This is a genomic window from Ottowia beijingensis, assembly GCF_042680925.1.
GTDB classification, from domain to species: domain Bacteria; phylum Pseudomonadota; class Gammaproteobacteria; order Burkholderiales; family Burkholderiaceae_C; genus Ottowia; species Ottowia beijingensis.
Map to the genome: position 1 here is coordinate 36,194 of NZ_JBHUEP010000014.1, position 16,516 is coordinate 52,709.

Here is a 16,516-nt window from a genome sequence, read left to right on the forward strand (position 1 = left end):
AAATAATGGTCGATTGTCCGCGCGGGCATGCTGCGCGGCTTGTCGGGTGCGTGACTGATTTTATGCACGGGTCATGCATCATCCATGCCCCATTGCAGACGCGCATCCCAGAAGGAAAAAAGCACATGACCTACAGCATTGATTTGTCCGGCCGCGTGGCCCTTGTCACTGGCGCCTCGGGCGGCCTGGGCGCGCAGTTTGCCCGCACGCTGGCCGCGGCCGGCGCCGGCGTGGTGCTGGCCAGCCGCCGCATGGAAAAGCTGAAGGACCTGCGCGCGCGCATCGAGGGCGAGGGCGGCGATGCACACGTGGTCGAGTGCGACGTGACCGACGTGCAATCCATCAAGGCCGCCGTGGCCCACGCCGAGACCGAGATGGGCTCCATCGACATCCTGGTCAACAACTCTGGCGTCAGCACCACCCATCGCATCCAGGACGTGGGCGAGGACGACTACGACTTCATCTTCGACACCAACGTGCGCGGCGCTTTCTTCATGGCGCAGGAAGTGGGCAAGCGCATGATCGCGCGGGCCAAGGGCGCGGCGCCGGGCAGCTTCACCGGCGGGCGCATCATCAACATCGCCAGCATGGCGGGGCTGAAGGTGCTGCCGCAGATCGGCGTGTATTGCATGAGCAAGGCCGCCGTCATCCAGATGACCAAGGCCATGGCGCTGGAGTGGGGCCGCTTCGGCATCAACGTCAACGCCATCTGCCCCGGCTACATCGACACCGAGATCAACCACCACCACTGGAGCACCGAGCAGGGCCAGAAGCTCATCGCCATGCTGCCGCGCAAGCGCGTGGGCGACCCCAAGGACCTGGACGCCGTGCTGATGATGCTGGCCAGCGACCAGAGCCACTTCGTGAACGGCGCGGTGATTGCGGCGGACGACGGCTTTGCCGTCTGATCTTTCCTGCGGCGCAGCGCTTCGGTTTTTCTCCCTCTCCCGCTGGCGGGAGAGGGCCGGGGTGAGGGCGAGCCACCGCGGCGCCCGATGCGCTGACCCTCACCCCCACCCTCTCCCGCGCGCGGGCGATGGGGCCGGGCAGTGCTGACCGGCATCCTCGCCGGCCTGGCCGCCGGCGCGCTGTGGGGGCTGGTGTTCGTGGCGCCGCGCATGGTCAGCGGCTTCGCCGGCATCGACCTGACGGCCGGGCGTTTCGTGGTCTACGGCGCGGTGTCGGTGGCGGTGCTGGCCGTGTCGTGGCGGCGCGCGCGGCGGCCCACGCTGGCGCAGGCCTGGGGCGCGCTGTGGCTCAGCGTGCTGGGCTTCACGGGTTATTACTGGGTGCTGGTGCTGTCGATCCGCGATGCCGGCACCGAGATGCCGGCGCTCATCGTCGGCACCATTCCCATCTGGGTCATGCTGCTGGGCAAGCCGCATGGCCTGCGCTGGGCGGCCATGCTGCCGGGGCTGGCGCTCACGGCGGCGGGGCTGGTACTGATGTCGAATGCGGCCCTGTCCGGCGCGGAGCAAGCGCCGGCAGCTTCAGAAAGCATAGCGACCAGCAGCACCTACTGGCGCGGCATCGCGCTGTCGGTGCTGGCCATGGTGTGCTGGACGGTGTTCACCCTGCTCAACGCGCGCTGGCTGCGCCAGCACCCCGAGGTGGGCTCCACCGACTGGGCCAACTGGCTGGGCGTGGCCACCGGCCTGGGCGGGTTGCTGCTGGCCCTCACGCTCGGCACGCCGCTGCCGCAGCTCATGGCCAGCCCTGGCTGGCCGCTGTTCGCGCTGATCGCCGTGGCCATCGGCTTCGGCTCCAGCTGGCTGGCCACCATCCTGTGGAACCAGGCCAGCCGGCGCCTGCCGGCCAGCCTGTGCGGGCAGCTGATCGTGAGCGAGACGCTGTTCGCGCTGCTCTATTCCTTTCTGTGGGACGGCCGCTGGCCCACGCTGGCGCAGTGGGCGGCGGCGGCGCTGTTCACCGCCGGTATCCTTGCGTCCATCCGCGCCCATCGTTGAACCCCACCGCCTGAAAGCCGCCCATGCGCATCGACATTCCCGAGCAGAAGAAACTGGTCTACGAGATGACCATCCCCATCCGCTGGGGCGACATGGACGCCATGGGCCACATCAACAACACGGTGTACTTCCGCTACATGGAGACGGCGCGCATCGACTGGTTCACCTCGATGGGCTTCGTGGCCAACCCGGCGGGCGAGGGTCTGGTCATCGTCAACGCGTTCTGCAACTTCATCCGCCAGTTCGAGTACCCGGGCGACATCCTCATCAAGACCTACGTCAGCAACGCCGGCCGCACCTCGTTCGACAGCTGGTGCACCATGGAGCGCACCGACCAGCCCGGCGTGATCTGCTCCACCGGCGGCGCCACCACGGTGTGGGTCGACTTCCCCAACCAGAAGTCGGCCCCGCTGCCCGACTGGCTGCGCCAGGTGGTGGCGGATTGATCGGCGCCAGGTGGTGCCTTGCGTGCGCTTTCAGCGCTGCCAGGACATCATCGATCGGCACCAACCGGTGTGGCAGACGGTTTGTTTTTTGCTTCGGTCTTGATAGCTGTTTGCGCCCTCTGGGCAAGAGGCTGCGGCTTGTTCAGGCGATGCGCTGAAGCGCCGCCACGATGTCGTCGGCGCCCTGTGGCCGCACCAGCTTCTCGACCTCCACGCCATCGCGCAGAAACACCAGCGTCGGCCACAGCTTGACGCCGAAGCTGCGCCCCAGCCGCCGGCCCGGACCGTCCTCGACCTTGACGTGCGGCACGTTGGCGCCGGCCTGCTCGAACGCGGCCTGCACATGCGGCTGCGCGCCGCCGCACCAGCCGCACCAGTTGGTGCCGAATTCCAGCACCAGCGGGCCGCGCGAGGCGTCCACGTCGGCGCGGGTCAGGGTTTCGGGGGTGAAGGTGGCGGTGTAGGGCATGGCACCGATCTTACGGAGCCGGCGCGGCGCGGTTGTCGGACAGCGGCGCAAGGCGCTGCCGCCGCCGGGCGCGTGCGGCGCCGCCGTCAGCCCGTCGCGCCCTCGAACATCATCACGCTCACCGCATCGCCCACGGCCACGTTGCCTTGCGCATGGCCGAGCACGATCAGCCCGTTCGCCTTCACCATGCCCGACAGCACGCCCGAGCCCTGGTTGCCGGTGGTGCGCACGCTCAGGCTGCCATCGGCGTGGCGCGTGACGATGCCGCGCTGGTATTCGGTGCGGCCGGGCTTCTTGCGCATTGGCTCTTCGCTGGCGGCGCGCAGCAGCACGGGGCTTTCAGGGCGCGCGCCCATCATGCGCAGCAGGGCCGGGCGCACGAAGGCGTAGAAGGTCACCATCACCGCCACCGGGTTGCCGGGCAGGCCGAACAGGATGGCATGGTTGCTATCGTCTGAATAGCTGTCGGCGCTTGCTGAATCTGCGCTGAAGGCCGATTTGGCCAATGAACCGCCCGCGATGCGCCCCACCGCCATGGGCCGCCCGGGCCGCATGGCGATGCGCCAGAAGGCCACATCGCCCAGCTTCCTCATCATGGCCTTGGTGTAGTCGGCCTCGCCCACGCTCACGCCGCCGCTGGTGATCACGGCATCGGCCTGCGCGGCGGCCTGGGTGAAGGCGGCTTCGAGCAGCGCCGGGTCGTCCTTCACCACGCCCAGGTCGATCACCTGCCCGCCCAGCCGCGTGAGCAGGCCGAACACGGTGTAGCGGTTGCTGTCGTACACAGCGCCTTCGCGCGGCGCTTCGCCGAACGACAGGATCTCGTCGCCGGTGGAGAAGTAGGCCACGCGCAGGCGGCGGAACACGGTCACCTCCGCCAGCCCCAGACTGGCCACCAGGCCTAGCGCGGCAGGCGCCAGGCGCTCGCCTTTTTGCAGCGCGGTCTGGCCGGCCATCAGGTCTTCGCCGAGCTTGCGGCGGTTGTCGCCGGGTTTCACCACGTCGGCGGGCACGGTGACCGTGTCGTCTTCGACGCGCGTGAACTCCTGCGGCACCACCGTATCCAGCCCCTCGGGCATCACGGCGCCGGTCATGATCTTCACGCACTCGCCGCGCACCACGCGGCCGCGCCAGGCGGGGCCGGCCAGGGCGGTGCCGACGATCTTCAGCGCCAGCGGCTGGCCCGGCACCAGTTGCGCGCCGTCGAAGGCAAAGCCGTCCATGGCCGAGTTGTCGTGCGGCGGCACGCTGATGGGCGAGACGATGTCCTCGGCCAGCACGCGGCCGAGGGCTTCGAACAAGGGCACGCGCTCGGTCTGGGTGACGGGTGCGACCAACTCGGCGAGGAAGGCGTTCACCGCATCGGCGGGCAGGGCCTGCGGGTCGTAGCCCTGCAGTTCGGCGGCGATCTGGGCGATCGTCTTCATGGCTGTATTTATGAACAAAAATGGGCTGTAGCGCTTGTGTAGTCAGCGCAGGCAACTATGTAAATCATAGCTGCTTGAGCATCAGCGCCTTGTCGTGGTACTGCTCACCGATCTTGATGGCGCGCGGCTGCAGCCCGTAGCGCACGAAGCCCGCGCCCTCGTACAGCTTGACGGCGGCAGCGTGGTCGGCGGTGACGCTCAGCACCACATGCTCCAGCCCCGGCAGCTTGCGCACCAGGGTGTCGAACTCTTTCAGCAGCGCCTTGCCGATGCCGCGTTGGCGCATCGCGGGCGCGATGATCATGCCCACCAGCTCGGCCTCGTGGCGCTTCTTCAGCCGCGCCTCGCGCTCGCACACCACGGCGCCCAGCATGGCGCCGCCGGCGTCGAAGGCGCCGAGGATGAAGTGGTCGTCGGGCGGCTGGCCCAGGCGCGTGGCGTAGGTGGCGGGCGGCAGCGCGCTGGCGGTGTCGAAGTCGCTGGTGAAGGCTTCCGGGTCGTGCTGCAGGCCGGTGTCGCGCAGCGCCTTGTAGGCGGGCAGGTCGGCGTGGGTCAGCAGGCGGATGGTGAGGTCGGCGGGCGGCATGGCGTGTCTCCTGGGCGTTATCGTGGGTGTTCGAGCGCGCGCAATTCGGCCAGCGTGTTGGCGTTGGCGAAGGCGCGCGGGTCGTCGCCGGGTTCGTTGAACGGCACCACGACCTGCTGGTGCTGCGCCGTCCAGGCGTCGATCTTGCGGCCGCCGCTCTGGGTGAAGCCCACCAGGCTCTCCAGCAGGCTGGTGCGCAGCAGGCAGAACACCGGTTGCGTGCGCAACTGACCATCTTCCTCGGGCGCCGCGGCCATGGCGATGTCGGCATCCTGCGCTTGCAGGGCATGCGCCAGGCGCTCGCAAAGCGATAGCGGAAAGTTCGGCACGTCGCACGGCAGCGTCAGCAGCAGCGGTGTCTCGCAGCGCTCCAGCCCGGTCAGAAAGCCAGCGAGCGGCCCGGCGAAATCGGGCAGCGAATCGGGCCACACCGGCGCGCCGAAGGCTTCGTAGGCGCCCAGGTTGCGGTTGGCGTTGATCATCACCTCGGCGGGCGGCAGCGTCTGCTGCTGCAGCCGCATCAGCGCGTGCAGCGCCAGCGGCGTGCCGTGGTAGTTCTGCAGGCCCTTGTCGACCCCGCCCATGCGGCTGCCGCGACCGCCGGCGAGCAGGAGGGCGGTGATGGCGTCGGAGGCGGGCAGGTCGGTGGAAGTCATGCGGGGGTTATACCTGTTCGTGCGGTGCGATGAGCGCGTCGTCCAGCATGGCCTGCACGATGTCGGCTTGGCGCGCATCGCGCTGGCGCCGCGGGGCGGGGCGCGAGGGTTGCGTCGCCATCCAGCGTTTGAACTCGACGAAGGTGCGCGGCTCGACAGTGCGCATCAGCGCCATGGCGCCCGTGGTGGCCACCACCACCTGTTCGAACACCGGCGCGCTGGCCAGCACGGCGGCGCGCCGCGCCTGCACGGGCCACAGGTCGCCCTCGTCGTCGGAGAAGCGGAACGGGTGGGGGTCGTCGTCCTGCGGCTGGCGGCGCAGAAAGTCGACCTCGAAGCCGCGCGCATTGATCGCGGTTTCCAGCTGGTCTTCCTTGCGCTCGAAGCTCCGGTCGGCCCGGCGCAGCACGTCGAGCAGCGAGCTGTCCAGCCGCGCCATGTCGGCCAGAAAGCGCACGCGACGGCGCGCATCCCACAGCAGATCGACGTCCTGCGTGGCCAGCGCGCCGGGCGTGATGCGCACCCCGGCTGCGCTTTCATAGGCGTACAGCGCGTGCGTGCCCACCACCCGGAAGTGTTCGGCCAGACCGGCCTCGTGCAGGGCCTGCAGCAGCGCCACGACGATGGCGGGTACGCGCCCCACCTTGAGCGCCTTGTTCAGCCGCTCGGCTTCGCGCACCGCGTCGCGCAAGGATTTGTGGCGCGCCTCGATGCGGCTTTTCCGGGCGATGAAGCGGGCGTGGATGTCTTCCGTTTCGGCGGTTCGGGGGCCGATGCGCTGCTGGCGGTTGTCGGGGCTGGTGCGCACCAGGTATTCATATGGGCCCTGGCGTTTGAAGTACATGCCGCCAGCCACGCTGCGCGCCTCACCCTGTACGCGCTGGAATTCAGCGAAGACCGTGGCGCTGTCGATGCTTTGGCGCACGGCGGCATCGGGCAGGGCAATCCAGTCCATGGCAATCTCAATCAATTGGCCGTATAAATTTCAATTTTGAAAATTGTACGGCCAATGCCCCAGCAATCGAAAGGCCGCGGAGCAGGCCACACGGGAACGCCGCGCTCGGGGTTCCCCCGAGCGCCAGCGTTGTCCCCCGGGGGAAGGCGCCACAGGCGACTCAGGGGGGAACGTTTATCCCCCGATGTAACTCATCTCCACCCGCCGCACCGCCTGCTGCACGTCGGCCGGCAGGCTGGCGCGCAGTTCGCTGTAGCGGTCGCTGCGGCCTTGCCAGATGGCGGCGATGGCGGCATCGAGCTGTTCGTCTGTCGCGCCATCGCGCATCAGGGCGCGCAGGTCGTAGCCCTGGCCGGCGAACAGGCACAGGAACAGCTTGCCGTCCATCGACAGGCGGGCGCGGTTGCAGTCGCCGCAGAAAGCCTGCGTGACGCTGCTGATGAAGCCGACTTCGCCGAGCAGCGGGTCGTGCCGCCCATCGGCACCGGCATAACCCCAGCGCTCGGCGGTTTCGCCCGGCGCGCTGGCTTGCAGCGGCACCAGCGCGAATTCGGCTTGCAGCCGCTTGACGACTTCGGCCGATGGCAACACCTCGTCCATGCGCCAGCCGTTGGTGGCGCCCACGTCCATGTATTCGATGAAGCGCAGCGTGACGCCGGTGCCGCGAAAGTGCCGCGCCATGGGCAGGATCTGGTCGTCGTTGGTGCCGCGCTTGACGACCATGTTGACCTTCAGGGCGCCAGGGCGCCCGTCCGGGTACTGGCCCAAGCCCGCCGCGCGCGCCGCCTCGATGCCGGCCAGCACGTCGGCGACTGGAAAGTCCACGTCGTTCATGGCGCGGAAGGTGGCGTCATCCAAGCCATCCAGGCTGACCGTGACGCGATTCAGGCCGGCGCTTTTCAGCGCCTGCGCCTTGCGCGCGAGCAGCGACCCGTTGGTGGTCAGCGTGATGTCGAGCGGCTGGCCATCCGGTGTGCGCAGTGCGGCCAATTGCGCGATCAGCGTCTCCAGCCCCTTGCGCAGCAGCGGCTCGCCGCCCGTCAGGCGCAGCTTGTGCACGCCGTGGGCCACAAAGCGCGTGGCCAGACGCGTGGTTTCCTCGAACGACAGCAGCGCGCTGTGCGGCAGGTAGGCGTATTCGTTGTTGAACACGTCCTTGGGCATGCAGTAGCTGCAGCGGAAGTTGCAGCGGTCGGTGACGCTGATGCGCAGGTCGCGCAGCGGCCGCCCGCGCGTGTCGACCAGTGTGCCGGCCGGCGCGGGCGCGCCCGGCGCCGGCACCGCCAAGCCGACGGTGCGGTGATCAACCAAGGGAATGACGCGTTCGCCCATGCGGCAAATTATCCCAAAGCGCCTGAATCCGCCTTGCAGCAAGGCCATCGGGCCGCGCTACCATGGGCTGCATCGTCCGCCGCCAGCCACCGAAGGATTTCGCCATGCACCGCCTTGCCTTGTCACGCCGCCAGCTGTTGCAAGCGGGCGCCGCTGCGAGTGTGTTGACCGTGCCCTGGGCCCCCGCGCAGAAGGCCGCCGCGACGCCGTTGCCGGCGGTGGGCGCGCCCTATCCGCTGGCCGCCGTGCCGCTGCTGGGCGGCGGCCGCTTCGAGCCGGCGCAAGCCGAAGGCCGCGCGCTGGTGCTGTACTGGTGGGCCAGTTGGTGCCCGTTCTGCGCCCAGCAAAGCCCGGAGATGCAGAAGCTGTGGGCGGCTCAGAAAGACCGAGGCCTGCGCATGCTGGCGCTGTCCATCGACAAGAAGCCCGACGAAGCCGTGGCCTACCTGCAGAAAAAAGGCTACACCTTCCCAGCCGCGTGGCTCGGCCCTGAACTGGCCGCGGCCTACCCCAAGCCCGAGGGCCTGCCCGTCACCGTGGTGCGCGGCAAGGACGGCCGCGTGGTGCAGGCCGAAAAGGGCCAGCTGTTTGCCGAGGACGTGGTGGACCTGGCGCGCTGGCTCTAGCTGGGCCGCAGTTTGCTTTTGACTTGATAGCTGCCAGCGCCCGTTGGACGGGCGCCGGATGGCTGTTTGACCTCTGAATCAGCTGCGGCGCGCGGGGCGCAGGCGGCGCAGCCCCATGGCGCCCAGCAGCAGGCCCATGGCCATCAGCGCGGCTTCGCCCAGCGTGGGCACCGGCGCCACTCGCGCGATGCCCGCCTGCAGGTTGGCGACGGCGTCGGCCAGCGCGGGCACGGCCTGGTCGTTGGTGACCGCGCCGGGCTGGCCCATCGACGCGCTGATGACGTTGTGGAAGGTGCCTGCCCCCGCCACGGCCACGGTCACCGTCGCCGTGCACGAGGCCCCCGGCGCCAGGCTGGCGCCGGACAGCGAGAACGAATCCGCGCCGCCGGTGGCCGCAAGCGTGGCCCCGGCACAGGTGGTGCTGGCGGCCGGCGCGGCGGCCAGGGTCATGCCGGCGGGCAGGGTGTCGGTGAAGCCCAGGCCGGTGTAGATCGGCGTGGTGGGCGCCGGGGCGCATGTGGCCGCCGGGGCCGTCAGGGTCACGGTGAGCTGGCTGCTGCCGCCGGGCGCCACGGTGCTGGGGCTGAAGCCCTTGGTCACGGTCAGGCCCTGTTGCGTGCCCGCCAGGGGCGCGGTCACGGTCACGAAGTTGCCGCAGGCATCCACGGTATTGAAGTAGGTGCGGTACTGGCCGCCGCCCAGGGCCGTGACCTCGGGCAGGCTGAAGTTGCCGGCGTTGGGCAGGCCATCCACGGTGACGGCATTGCCGTCGGTGAACAGCGGTTGGGCGCTGCCCCAGGTGTCGCCGCCGTCCGTGCTTTCCATGTACCACAGCTGTTTGCTGCGTCGGGTCCAGGAGTTGTAGTTGTAAAGCGTGTAGTAGGTGCCCAGCACACCGCCCTGGTCGAGCGTGCGGCCGTAGTTGTGGATGTAGGACGAATTAGGGTCGCCCGGGCAGATGGCGAACGAGCACAGGCCGGTGCCGGCATAGGCGTTGGCGGCCTCCACCATCCCGGTTGGCCAGGTGGTGGGTGGCGAGCTGGTCGTGCTGGGCGTGAGCAGATACCGCCCAAAGGCCTGCGCGGTGTCTTGGCCGAGATAGAGGTGGTCGCCGACAATGCCGAACGGGCCGACGTGGTTGCCGCCCGGGCTGATCGGCAGCGGGCCGATCAGCGTTGGCGCGGTGTTGGCGATGTTGCTGCCGAGCAGCCACAGGCTGGTGTTGTATTTGAACTGGCCCTGGTTGGCGCCATTGGGGTGCCATATCATCAGGATCCAGTTGCCGCCGCCGTCGCGCGAGACGCGCAGGTAGTTGATCTGGGGCTGCACCGTGGCGCCATAGGCCGTCCACCAGTTGGCGGGCAGGGTGAGGTCGCCCCCGAGGGTGGTGAAGTTGATCCCGTCTGACGAGGTGGCGTGGCGAACGCCCGTGAGATCGGGGTTGACATACCACATGTGGTACGTCCCGGCCTCGTAGACGATGGTGTTGAGCGCCTCATACCAGCTGGCCGATGCCAGCACCCGGGTGTCCAGCTTGACGGGCGTCGTCACGGTGGGGAACGGCGCGTTGGCCGCTTGCGCGCCCGCGCCCACCAGCGCGGCCAGTGCCAAAGTAGCGCCGGCAAGCGCCCCGCTCGGGCGCAAGCGACGGGGCAGGACGGGGGGGCAAGCGCGGCGGCGGTCGGTCGCATGGTGGTCAACTCATCGCGGTTTTGGTGCTTCAAAGTGTAATGACGCGTGGACACCTAAAGAAGCAGTGGGTGCGCAGGCGCAGCACTGGTCCGTGCCAGATTGCACGAAATCGGTGGAGTATTGGTCGATTTGTCGCGACCAACGCGCGTGCAAGGTCTGCCGCGCAGGCGCGCTCCACGCCGGCTGCGCCCGGGTTTGGGCGCGCCAACAGGCGGGCAGGCGCGCGAACACGCCTGCCCGACGTGGTCGGTGGGTTCAGGCGGAGGGTGGTCGGTCCGTGGGGCCGGGCGGTCGTCAGACGCAGCGCGCGCCGTCCACCTCGATGCAGACGCCGCTGATGAAGGCGGCCTCGTCGCTGGCCAGGTAGAGCGCGGCGTTGGCCACGTCCAGCGCGGTGGAAAAGCGCCCCAGCGGGATGGTGGCCAGAAACCGGGCGCGGCGCGCCTCGTCGACCGGGCCGCCGGCGAAATCGGCCGACAGGCCGGTGTCGGGGTTGAACACGGGGTTGATGCAGTTCACGCGGATGTTCTGCGGTCCCAGCTCGGCCGCCATCGACTTACTGGTGACGATCACCGCCGCCTTGCTGCCGTTGTACCAGGTCAGCCCCGGGCGCGGGCGCACGCCGGCGGTGGAGGCGATGTTGATGAAGCTGCCGCCGCCCGCCTGCTGCATTGCCGGCACGCCGTGGATGGCGCTCCAGTAGATGCTCTTCATGTTGACGTCGTAGACCTTGTCGAACTCGGCCTCGCTCACTTCCAGCATGGGGCGGTTGCGGTGCGTCCAGCCGGCGTTGTTGACGATCACGTCGAGCCGGCCGCCGAAATCCTGCGCGGCGGCCACCAGCGTGTGCCAGTCGTCGCCCTGGGTCACGTCGCCGGCGACAAAGCGCGCCCGGCCGCCGGCGGCGGTGATGTCGGCCGTCACCTTCTCGCCCAGCGCGGCGTTGATGTCGTTCACGATGACGGCGGCGCCCTCGGCCGCCAGCCGCCGCGCAATGCCTTCGCCGATGCCGCCGCCGGCGCCGGTGACGATGATGGATTTGCCCGAAACGCGCATGTTGCTCTTGCTCCTCATGGTCGTGAAATGGTCGCTGGTCGGGCAGTTTAGTCGCGCCGCGCGCCCACCGATTCGCGGGGATGTCGGCCCTGGGGATACCATGTACGTTGTTTGATCCATCCCTTCACACACCAGCAAGGACTTCTCATGAACGGCTCCCTCATCGACGATCTGCTCGGCCAACTGCAAGGCGCGCCCGCGGGCCAGATTGCGCAGCAACTGGGCACCGACCCCCGCACCGCGCAGGACGCCATTGCCGCCGCGCTGCCCATGATCGTGGGCGCGCTGGGCCGCAATGCCCAGCAACCGGGTGGCGCGGGCGACCTCTTCAACGCGCTGCAGCGCGACCACGCCGGCAGCGGCGCCATGGACCTGGGCGGCATGCTCGGCGGCCTGCTGGGCGGCGGTGGTGGCGGCAGCGCCGGTGCGCTGGGTGGCCTGGGCGGCCTGCTGGGCAGCGTGCTCGGCGGCGGCGCCCCGGCCAGCCGGCAGCTGGATGCCGGCGGCATCCTGGGCCACATCTTCGGCGGCGCGCAGCCGCGGGCCGAATCGGGCCTGGGCCAGGCGACGGGCCTGAATAGCGGCCAGTCGGGCCAGTTGCTGAAAATCCTGGCGCCCATCGTGATGGCCTTCCTGGCTAAGCAGGTGATGGCGAAGAACATGGACGCCGGCGGCCTGGGCAGCATGCTGGGCCAGGAGCACAGCCGCGTGCAAAGCCAGGGCGGCCTGGGCGGCGGCCTGATGAATGCCGTGCTGGACCAGGACGGCGACGGCAAGGTCGACCTGGGCGATCTGCTGAAGATCGGCGGCTCGCTGCTGGGCGGTCGCCGCTGATCGGCTGAATTTGCTTCCAAATAAATAGCTGCCAGCGCTTGCTGCACAAGCGCCGGCAGCTCTTTTTGCTTGAAATTGCCGTGCGCGCCAGTCAGCCGTGGCGCACCGCCACGGTCTTCAGCACGGTGAAGCCGTACAGCGCCTCGAAGCCCTTTTCGCGCCCGTAGCCGCTCGATTTGTAGCCGCCGAAGGGCAGCTCCACGCCGCCGCCGGCGCCGTAGTTGTTGATGAACACCTGGCCGGCCTTCATCCGCCGTGCCATGCGGAACTGGCGCGCGCCGTCGCGCGTCCACACGCCGGCCACCAGGCCGAAGGAAGTGGCGTTGGCCAGTTCGACCGCGTGGTCTTCGTCGGTGAACGGCATGGCCGACAGCACCGGGCCGAACACCTCTTCCTGCGCCACGCGGTGCGCCACCGGCACGTCGGCCAGCAGCACCGGCGCCTGGTAGAAGCCGGTTTCGGGCGCCTCGTCGACCACCGTGCCCTGCGCCACGATGGGGATACCGGCGCTCTGCGCGTCACTGAGGAAATCCCACACGCGCTGCTGCTGCGTCTGGCGGATCAGCGGGCCCACGTCGAGGTCCAGCGCCGCCGGGCCGACACGCAGCGCCTCGAAAGCCTCGCCCAGGCGCGCCAGCACGTCGTCGTAGATGCGCTGCTCGATCAGCACGCGCGAGCCGGCGCTGCACGTCTGTCCCGCGTTCTGCACGATGGCGTTGATGACCACTGGCAGCGCGGCGTCGAGGTCGGCGTCGGCAAAGATGATCTGCGGGCTCTTGCCGCCCAGCTCCAGCGTCACCGGGCAGTGCCGCTCGGCGGCCACCTGCTGGATGAGCGTGCCCACCCTGGGGCTGCCGGTGAAGCTGATGTGGTTGATGCCGGCATGGCGCGCCAGCGCGTCGCCCACCTCGTGGCCGTAGCCGGTGACGATGTTGATGGCGCCGGGCGGAAAGCCCACTTCGGCCGCCAGTTGCGCCACGCGGATCAGCGACAGGCACGCGTCCTCGGCCGGCTTGACCACGCAGCAGTTGCCCGCCGCCAGCGCGCCGCCCACGCTGCGGCCGAAGATCTGCATGGGGTAGTTCCACGGGATCACGTGGCCCGTCACGCCGTGCGGCTCGCGCCAGGTGAACACGCTGTAGCCGCTCTGGTAGGGCAGGGTCTCGCCATGCAGCTTGTCGCAGGCGCCGGCGTAGAACTCGAAGTAGCGCACCAGCGCGGCGGCGTCGGCCTTGGCCTGCTTGGTGGGTTTGCCGCAGTCGCGCTGCTCCAGCGCGGCCAGCTCGTCGGCGTGCTCGGCCACCTTGTTCGACAGGGCCATCAGCAGGCGCCCGCGCTCGGCGGCGCTCAGCGCACTCCACGGCCCTTCGAAGCATTGGCGCGCGGCGCGCACGGCGTCGTCGATGTCGCGCTCGTCGCTGCGCTGGATGTCGTCGAAAGGCTGGCCGTCGGACGGGTCGATCACCGGCAGCGTGCGGCCGGAATGCGAGGCGACGGATTGGTCGGCGATGAAGTTGAGCTGCATCCGGGCATTTTGCGGCAAATCGGCGCACGACCCGGTGTTTCAAGCCAAATTGGCCTGCAGCGCCCGTCCATCAAGCGCCGGAAGCTATTGAAATAATAGTTCAGGAGCGCGCCGCGCCACGGCCCGCGGGTGCGCGCTGGCGCACCGGGCCGGCGCGCTGCTCGATGGCGGCGTGCAGATCGCGCCGCAGCCCCAGCGCGAACACCGCCTCGGCCACCACGAACAGCGGGCCGATGACGAGGCCGACCAGGTCGTCCACGAAGGCCGGTTTGCGCCCTTCGTAGACGTGGCCGACAAACTGGATCGCCCAGCCGACCACGAACAGGCCGATGCCCCACCACAGCCAGGCGCCGGTGGGCAGCGCGGCGATCTGCCCCGCCAGCGCCAGGCCGGCGGCCAGCAGTGCGGCCATCAGCACGCCCAGCGGGCGGTCGAGCGCGACGTAGTACAGGCAGGCCAGCAGCGTGACCAGCAGCGCCGGCGTGAGCACGAAGGCGCCCAGCGGCCAGGCCGGGCGCGACAGCAGCACCTGCACGGCCAGCACGATCATCGGGATGCCGATGAAGTGCGTGAGGATGTTGCGCGGGTCGCGGTGGTAGTCGGCGTACTGGGCGAGCTGCTCGGTCAGGGTCTTCATGCGGTGGTCTCCAGGCTGGCCTGCATGGTAGGCCGCGCCCCGGGCGCGCGGAAGCGGGCGAACCCGCAGCCCGCTGGCGCACAATCGCCCCCGGATCACGACCCGCGCCAACCGCCATGAACCCCGCCGCACCTCGCCCATCCCTGCCCTCCGGTATCTGGGTGCTGGGCTTCGTCAGCCTGCTGATGGACATCTCCAGCGAGATGATCCACGCGCTGCTGCCGCTGTTCATGGTCGGCACGCTGGGCATGAGCGTGGCGCTGGTCGGCCTGCTGGAGGGGCTGGCCGAGGCCACGGCGCTGATCCTGAAGGTGTTCTCGGGCGTCATCAGCGACTGGTTCGGCAAGCGCAAGCCGCTGGCGGTGCTGGGCTACGGCCTGGGCGCCGCCACCAAGCCGCTGTTCGCGCTGGCCACGGGGCCGGGCATGATCTTCACGGCGCGCCTGCTCGACCGTGTGGGCAAGGGCATCCGCGGCGCGCCGCGCGACGCGCTGGTGGCCGACATCGCGCCGCCCGAGCAGCGCGGCGCCGCCTTCGGGCTGCGCCAGTCGCTGGACACCGTGGGCGCCTTCCTGGGGCCGCTGCTGGCCGTGGGGCTGATGCTGGTGTGGGCCAACGATTTCCGCGCCGTGTTCGCCGTCGCGATCATCCCGGCCGTGCTGTGCGTGCTGCTGCTGGTGCTGGGCGTGCAGGAGCCCGAGCGGCCCGCGGGCGCGCCGCGCGTGAACCCCATCAGCCGCACCAACCTGAAGCGCCTGCCGCGCGCCTACTGGTGGGTGGTGGGCGTGGGCGCGGTGTTCACGCTGGCGCGGTTTTCAGAGGCCTTCCTGGTGCTGCGCGCCGAGCAGGTCGGCATCGCCCTGGCGCTGGTGCCGCTGGTGATGGTGGCGATGAACGCCGTGTTTTCGGTCACCGCCTACCCGTTCGGCAAGCTGTCGGACCGCGTGTCGCACCGGCGCCTGCTGCTGGCTGGCCTGGCCGTGCTGGTGCTGGCCGACGTGGTGCTGGCCGCCAGCACGCACTGGACGGGCCTGCTGCTGGGCGTGGCGCTGTGGGGCGTGCACATGGGCATGACGCAGGGCCTGCTGGCCGCCATGGTGGCCGACACCGCGCCGGCCGATCTGCGCGGCACCGCCTACGGCTTCTTCAACCTGATGAGCGGCCTGGCCATGCTGGCCGCCAGCGTGGTGGCCGGCCTGCTGTGGCAGTACTGGGGGCCGGCGTGGACGTTTGGCGCCGGCGCCATGTTCAGCGCCGTGGCCATGGCGGCCCTGCTGTGGCGGCGGGGCTGACCACGCGCGCCGTCAGCGCCGCCGGCGCGCCGGCTGGCTTTGCAGCAGGGCCTTGTCGAACACCGGGCCCCACACCGGGTGGCCGCGCTCGGCCTTGCTCAGCCGAAAGCCCGGCGCCAGCGCCAGCGCATCCTGAAACGCCCGCTGGCACGACGGCAGCCGGTTGGTGACGCAGTAACTGAAGGCGGTGTGCTTGAGCGCCTGCACGCGCAGCGCGGTGGGCGCCTGCACGGCCGCGAAGCGCGCGATGGCTTCGTCGTACCGGCCGGCGCGGTACAGGCGCAGGCCCTCGGCGTACACGGCTTCGCCGGTGGGTGGTGCCGGCTCGTCGGCCGGTGGGGTGGCGGCTTCAGGCGCAGGTGCGGGGGCGGGCGCCGCCGGTGGGGCAGGGCGGGCGCGGGGCGCCTCGGCCGGGCGGCGGGCCGGTGCGGGCTGCGGGGCCTGGCCGATGCCCAGCTTGTCGCGCACCGTGGCGCAACCGCCGAGCAGCGTCAAGGGGCCGAGCGTACCCCAGCACAGCACAGATCTCCGAAGCATGTGACCGTCTCCCTGCTGCGGGCCAGGCCGTGGCTTCACTCGAACTGATGGCGAAGCTGCACGTCTTTCCCCGCTTCGATGGTAATGGTTTCGGTATGGCTCGGCAGGCCGGTGTTGCGCACTTCGATGGTGTGCTGGCCCGGTTGCAGCCAGAACTGCTTGAGCGGCGGCGTCAGGCCCTGCATCTGCCCGTCGACGTACACCACGCCCCAGGGCGCGATGTCGAGGCGCAGGTGCGCGCCGACGGTGTCGGCAGCGGCCGGCGCGGGCGCAGGCGTTGCGGCGGCCGGGGCAGCGGCCGGCGGCGTGGTCGCCGTCGCAATGCTGGGCGCCGCCGTGGCGGGCGAGGCGGGGGGCGGCACCGGCGCATCGCTGCCCGGGCGCCAGGCGGCCAGGCCCAGCAGCACCAGCACGCCGGCCACGGCCAGAACGCCGCCGGCCAGCGTGCGCGCATCGCGCGGCCGGGCGCGCGCGGCGGC

17 protein-coding genes and 1 pseudogene are annotated in these 16,516 nt (G+C 70.0%); 6 read left to right on the forward strand and 12 right to left on the reverse strand.

Annotated features, from left to right (window positions below; translation table 11 throughout):
• The first annotated feature begins 125 nt into the window (after positions 1-125).
• The 3 genes from ACFSCU_RS17695 (at position 126) to ACFSCU_RS17705 (ending at position 2,413) form a co-directional block, all read left to right on the forward strand.
• Positions 126-908 (forward strand): SDR family oxidoreductase, encoded by a 783-nt coding sequence (locus ACFSCU_RS17695; protein ID WP_180549590.1) that lies wholly within the window; start codon positions 126-128, stop codon positions 906-908.
• 141 nt (positions 909-1,049) lie between these two features.
• Positions 1,050-1,967 (forward strand): DMT family transporter, encoded by a 918-nt coding sequence (locus ACFSCU_RS17700; RefSeq protein ID WP_180549589.1) that lies wholly within the window; start codon positions 1,050-1,052, stop codon positions 1,965-1,967.
• Between the two features lie 23 nt (positions 1,968-1,990).
• Positions 1,991-2,413: an acyl-CoA thioesterase gene (locus ACFSCU_RS17705; RefSeq protein WP_180549588.1), complete on the forward strand. Its 423-nt coding sequence runs from the start codon at positions 1,991-1,993 to the stop codon at positions 2,411-2,413.
• 142 nt (positions 2,414-2,555) lie between these two features.
• Here ACFSCU_RS17705 and ACFSCU_RS17710 read toward each other — a convergent pair whose 3' ends face one another.
• From ACFSCU_RS17710 to moaA, 6 genes are all read right to left on the reverse strand, one after another.
• Positions 2,556-2,882: a thioredoxin family protein gene (locus ACFSCU_RS17710; RefSeq protein ID WP_180549587.1), complete on the reverse strand. Its 327-nt coding sequence runs from the start codon at positions 2,880-2,882 to the stop codon at positions 2,556-2,558.
• A gap of 86 nt (positions 2,883-2,968) precedes the next feature.
• Positions 2,969-4,309, reverse strand: coding sequence for a molybdopterin molybdotransferase MoeA (gene moeA / locus ACFSCU_RS17715; RefSeq protein ID WP_180549586.1), 1,341 nt, complete (start codon positions 4,307-4,309; stop codon positions 2,969-2,971).
• A gap of 64 nt (positions 4,310-4,373) precedes the next feature.
• Complete coding sequence (locus tag ACFSCU_RS17720) at positions 4,374-4,895, reverse strand: GNAT family N-acetyltransferase (RefSeq protein ID WP_180549585.1); 522 nt, start codon at positions 4,893-4,895, stop codon at positions 4,374-4,376.
• Positions 4,896-4,912: 17 nt separating this feature from the next.
• Positions 4,913-5,551, reverse strand: coding sequence for a molybdenum cofactor guanylyltransferase MobA (gene mobA, locus ACFSCU_RS17725; protein ID WP_180549584.1), 639 nt, complete (start codon positions 5,549-5,551; stop codon positions 4,913-4,915).
• 7 nt (positions 5,552-5,558) lie between these two features.
• Positions 5,559-6,506: a GSU2403 family nucleotidyltransferase fold protein gene (locus ACFSCU_RS17730; protein ID WP_180549583.1), complete on the reverse strand. Its 948-nt coding sequence runs from the start codon at positions 6,504-6,506 to the stop codon at positions 5,559-5,561.
• Positions 6,507-6,680: 174 nt separating this feature from the next.
• On the reverse strand, positions 6,681-7,838 hold the full coding sequence (gene moaA, locus ACFSCU_RS17735; protein WP_377561287.1) for a GTP 3',8-cyclase MoaA: 1,158 nt from the start codon (positions 7,836-7,838) through the stop codon (positions 6,681-6,683).
• Positions 7,839-7,942: 104 nt separating this feature from the next.
• Here moaA and ACFSCU_RS17740 point away from each other — a divergent pair, with 104 nt between their 5' ends.
• Positions 7,943-8,464: a TlpA family protein disulfide reductase gene (locus tag ACFSCU_RS17740; protein WP_377561288.1), complete on the forward strand. Its 522-nt coding sequence runs from the start codon at positions 7,943-7,945 to the stop codon at positions 8,462-8,464.
• Between the two features lie 78 nt (positions 8,465-8,542).
• Here ACFSCU_RS17740 and ACFSCU_RS17745 read toward each other — a convergent pair whose 3' ends face one another.
• Both ACFSCU_RS17745 and ACFSCU_RS17750 read right to left on the reverse strand, forming a co-directional pair.
• Positions 8,543-10,015, reverse strand: coding sequence for an IPTL-CTERM sorting domain-containing protein (locus ACFSCU_RS17745; RefSeq protein WP_377561289.1), 1,473 nt, complete (start codon positions 10,013-10,015; stop codon positions 8,543-8,545).
• A 435-nt stretch (positions 10,016-10,450) separates the two neighbouring features.
• Positions 10,451-11,212 carry an SDR family oxidoreductase gene (locus ACFSCU_RS17750; RefSeq protein ID WP_180549578.1) on the reverse strand — a complete coding sequence of 254 codons (762 nt, stop codon included), beginning with the start codon at positions 11,210-11,212 and terminating at the stop codon, positions 10,451-10,453.
• 147 nt (positions 11,213-11,359) lie between these two features.
• Here ACFSCU_RS17750 and ACFSCU_RS17755 point away from each other — a divergent pair, with 147 nt between their 5' ends.
• Positions 11,360-12,046: a DUF937 domain-containing protein gene (locus ACFSCU_RS17755; protein WP_377561290.1), complete on the forward strand. Its 687-nt coding sequence runs from the start codon at positions 11,360-11,362 to the stop codon at positions 12,044-12,046.
• A gap of 91 nt (positions 12,047-12,137) precedes the next feature.
• Here the strand turns inward: ACFSCU_RS17755 and ACFSCU_RS17760 are convergent, their stop codons facing one another.
• Together ACFSCU_RS17760 and ACFSCU_RS17765 are read right to left on the reverse strand one after the other, a co-directional pair.
• Positions 12,138-13,571, reverse strand: coding sequence for an aldehyde dehydrogenase family protein (locus ACFSCU_RS17760; RefSeq protein ID WP_180549577.1), 1,434 nt, complete (start codon positions 13,569-13,571; stop codon positions 12,138-12,140).
• A gap of 100 nt (positions 13,572-13,671) precedes the next feature.
• On the reverse strand, positions 13,672-14,208 hold the full coding sequence (locus tag ACFSCU_RS17765; protein ID WP_180549576.1) for an Mpo1 family 2-hydroxy fatty acid dioxygenase: 537 nt from the start codon (positions 14,206-14,208) through the stop codon (positions 13,672-13,674).
• A gap of 116 nt (positions 14,209-14,324) precedes the next feature.
• On the opposite strand from ACFSCU_RS17765, the gene ACFSCU_RS17770 reads away from it, so the two are divergent.
• Entirely contained in the window at positions 14,325-15,500 is a 1,176-nt protein-coding gene (locus ACFSCU_RS17770; RefSeq protein ID WP_180549575.1) for an MFS transporter, read from the forward strand.
• A gap of 12 nt (positions 15,501-15,512) precedes the next feature.
• Here ACFSCU_RS17770 and ACFSCU_RS17775 read toward each other — a convergent pair whose 3' ends face one another.
• Both ACFSCU_RS17775 and ACFSCU_RS17780 read right to left on the reverse strand, forming a co-directional pair.
• Positions 15,513-16,037, reverse strand: a complete 525-nt coding sequence (locus ACFSCU_RS17775; RefSeq protein WP_377561291.1) for a TssQ family T6SS-associated lipoprotein — start codon at positions 16,035-16,037, stop codon at positions 15,513-15,515.
• Positions 16,038-16,072: 35 nt separating this feature from the next.
• A pseudogene (locus ACFSCU_RS17780) lies at positions 16,073-16,516 on the reverse strand (hypothetical protein); the annotation flags it as partial.

What these genes read in the sequence shown, in the direction of transcription:
- moeA (WP_180549586.1), bottom strand. Translation starts at nt 4,309, where the DNA reads ATGAAGACGATCGCCCAGATCGCCGCCGAACTGCAGGGCTACGACCCG.
- ACFSCU_RS17750 (WP_180549578.1), bottom strand. Translation starts at nt 11,212, where the DNA reads ATGCGCGTTTCGGGCAAATCCATCATCGTCACCGGCGCCGGCGGCGGC.
- ACFSCU_RS17765 (WP_180549576.1), bottom strand. Translation starts at nt 14,208, where the DNA reads ATGAAGACCCTGACCGAGCAGCTCGCCCAGTACGCCGACTACCACCGC.
- ACFSCU_RS17775 (WP_377561291.1), bottom strand. Translation starts at nt 16,037, where the DNA reads ATGCTTCGGAGATCTGTGCTGTGCTGGGGTACGCTCGGCCCCTTGACG.
- ACFSCU_RS17720 (WP_180549585.1), bottom strand. Translation starts at nt 4,895, where the DNA reads ATGCCGCCCGCCGACCTCACCATCCGCCTGCTGACCCACGCCGACCTG.
- ACFSCU_RS17695 (WP_180549590.1), top strand. Translation starts at nt 126, where the DNA reads ATGACCTACAGCATTGATTTGTCCGGCCGCGTGGCCCTTGTCACTGGC.
- moaA (WP_377561287.1), bottom strand. Translation starts at nt 7,838, where the DNA reads ATGGGCGAACGCGTCATTCCCTTGGTTGATCACCGCACCGTCGGCTTG.
- ACFSCU_RS17730 (WP_180549583.1), bottom strand. Translation starts at nt 6,506, where the DNA reads ATGGACTGGATTGCCCTGCCCGATGCCGCCGTGCGCCAAAGCATCGAC.
- ACFSCU_RS17705 (WP_180549588.1), top strand. Translation starts at nt 1,991, where the DNA reads ATGCGCATCGACATTCCCGAGCAGAAGAAACTGGTCTACGAGATGACC.
- ACFSCU_RS17740 (WP_377561288.1), top strand. Translation starts at nt 7,943, where the DNA reads ATGCACCGCCTTGCCTTGTCACGCCGCCAGCTGTTGCAAGCGGGCGCC.
- ACFSCU_RS17755 (WP_377561290.1), top strand. Translation starts at nt 11,360, where the DNA reads ATGAACGGCTCCCTCATCGACGATCTGCTCGGCCAACTGCAAGGCGCG.
- ACFSCU_RS17760 (WP_180549577.1), bottom strand. Translation starts at nt 13,571, where the DNA reads ATGCAGCTCAACTTCATCGCCGACCAATCCGTCGCCTCGCATTCCGGC.
- ACFSCU_RS17710 (WP_180549587.1), bottom strand. Translation starts at nt 2,882, where the DNA reads ATGCCCTACACCGCCACCTTCACCCCCGAAACCCTGACCCGCGCCGAC.
- mobA (WP_180549584.1), bottom strand. Translation starts at nt 5,551, where the DNA reads ATGACTTCCACCGACCTGCCCGCCTCCGACGCCATCACCGCCCTCCTG.
- ACFSCU_RS17770 (WP_180549575.1), top strand. Translation starts at nt 14,325, where the DNA reads ATGAACCCCGCCGCACCTCGCCCATCCCTGCCCTCCGGTATCTGGGTG.